The following is a 2,496-nucleotide window of genomic DNA, read 5'->3' on the forward strand; positions in this document are numbered from 1 at the left end:
TCTCGTGACTGCGTGCCTTTTGAAGAATGAGCCTGCGAGTTTGCGGTGTGTTGCGAGGTTAACCCGTGTGGGGAAGCCGTAGCGAAAGCGAGTCCGAATAGGGCGATTCAGTAGCGCGCTCAAGACCCGAAGCGGAGTGATCTAGCCATGGGCAGGTTGAAGCGGAGGTAAGACTTCGTGGAGGACCGAACCCACCAGGGTTGAAAACCTGGGGGATGACCTGTGGTTAGGGGTGAAAGGCCAATCAAACTCCGTGATAGCTGGTTCTCCCCGAAATGCATTTAGGTGCAGCGTCGTGTGTTTCTTGCCGGAGGTAGAGCACTGGATAGGCGATGGGCCCTACCGGGTTACTGACCTTAGCCAAACTCCGAATGCCGGTAAGTGAGAGCGCGGCAGTGAGACTGTGGGGGATAAGCTCCATGGTCGAGAGGGAAACAGCCCAGAGCATCGACTAAGGCCCCTAAGCGTACGCTAAGTGGGAAAGGATGTGGAGTCGCAGAGACAACCAGGAGGTTGGCTTAGAAGCAGCCACCCTTGAAAGAGTGCGTAATAGCTCACTGGTCAAGTGATTCCGCGCCGACAATGTAGCGGGGCTCAAGCGTACCGCCGAAGTCGTGTCATTGCAGTACATACCCCCAACGGGGACTGTGATGGGTAGGGGAGCGTCGTGTGCCGGGTGAAGCAGCCGCGGAAGCGAGTTGTGGACGGTTCACGAGTGAGAATGCAGGCATGAGTAGCGATACACACGTGAGAAACGTGTGCGCCGATTGACTAAGGGTTCCTGGGTCAAGCTGATCTGCCCAGGGTAAGTCGGGACCTAAGGCGAGGCCGACAGGCGTAGTCGATGGACAACCGGTTGATATTCCGGTACCCGCTTTGAAACGCCCAATACTGAACCAGGCGATGCTAAGTCCGTGAAGCCGCCCTGAGCTCTTCGGAGCGTAGGGGAGTGGTGGAGCCGACGAACCAGACCTGTAGTAGGTAAGCGATGGGGTGACGCAGGAAGGTAGTCCAGCCCGGGCGGTGGTTGTCCCGGGGTAAGGGTGTAGGCCGTGTGATAGGCAAATCCGTCACACGTTAAGGCTGAGACCTGATGCCGAGCCGATTGTGGTGAAGTGGATGATCCTATGCTGTCGAGAAAAGCCTCTAGCGAGTTTCATGGCGGCCCGTACCCTAAACCGACTCAGGTGGTCAGGTAGAGAATACCGAGGCGTTCGGGTGAACTATGGTTAAGGAACTCGGCAAAATGCCCCCGTAACTTCGGGAGAAGGGGGGCCATCACTGGTGAGGGAACTTGCTTCCTGAGCTGGGGGTGGCCGCAGAGACCAGCGAGAAGCGACTGTTTACTAAAAACACAGGTCCGTGCGAAGCCGTAAGGCGATGTATACGGACTGACGCCTGCCCGGTGCTGGAACGTTAAGGGGACCGGTTAGCTCTGTTTCGACAGGGCGAAGCTGAGAACTTAAGCGCCAGTAAACGGCGGTGGTAACTATAACCATCCTAAGGTAGCGAAATTCCTTGTCGGGTAAGTTCCGACCTGCACGAATGGCGTAACGACTTCTCGACTGTCTCAACCATAGGCCCGGTGAAATTGCACTACGAGTAAAGATGCTCGTTTCGCGCAGCAGGACGGAAAGACCCCGGGACCTTTACTACAGTTTGATATTGGTGTTCGGTTCGGCTTGTGTAGGATAGGTGGGAGACTGTGAAGCTTGGACGCCAGTTCAGGTGGAGTCGTCGTTGAAATACCACTCTGGTCGTGCTGGATGTCTAACCTGGGTCCGTGATCCGGATCAGGGACAGTGTCTGATGGGTAGTTTAACTGGGGCGGTTGCCTCCTAAAGGGTAACGGAGGCGCCCAAAGGTTCCCTCAGCCTGGTTGGCAATCAGGTGTTGAGTGTAAGTGCACAAGGGAGCTTGACTGTGAGACCGACGGGTCGAGCAGGGACGAAAGTCGGGACTAGTGATCCGGCGGTGGCTTGTGGAAGCGCCGTCGCTCAACGGATAAAAGGTACCCCGGGGATAACAGGCTGATCTTCCCCAAGAGTCCATATCGACGGGATGGTTTGGCACCTCGATGTCGGCTCGTCGCATCCTGGGGCTGGAGTCGGTCCCAAGGGTTGGGCTGTTCGCCCATTAAAGCGGTACGCGAGCTGGGTTTAGAACGTCGTGAGACAGTTCGGTCCCTATCCGCTGTGCGCGTAGGAATATTGAGAAGGGCTGTCCCTAGTACGAGAGGACCGGGACGGACGAACCTCTGGTGTGCCAGTTGTTCTGCCAAGGGCATGGCTGGTTGGCTACGTTCGGGAGGGATAACCGCTGAAAGCATCTAAGCGGGAAGCCTGCTTCGAGATGAGTATTCCCACCTCCTTGAGAGGGTAAGGCTCCCAGTAGACGACTGGGTTGATAGGCCGGATATGGAAGCCCAGTAATGGGTGGAGTTGACCGGTACTAATAGGCCGAGGGCTTGTCCTCAGTTGCTCGCGTCCACTGTGT

Annotated in this window: 1 rRNA gene; it reads left to right on the plus strand. The window is 56.6% G+C overall.

The annotated features are described in order from the left end of the window. Positions 1 to 2,475 (plus strand): 23S ribosomal RNA (locus tag ACZ46W_RS35240); the annotation flags it as partial. Positions 2,476 to 2,496 lie beyond the last annotated feature (21 nt).

The sequence above is a fragment of the Streptomyces sp. NPDC031064 genome (genome assembly GCF_055570965.1).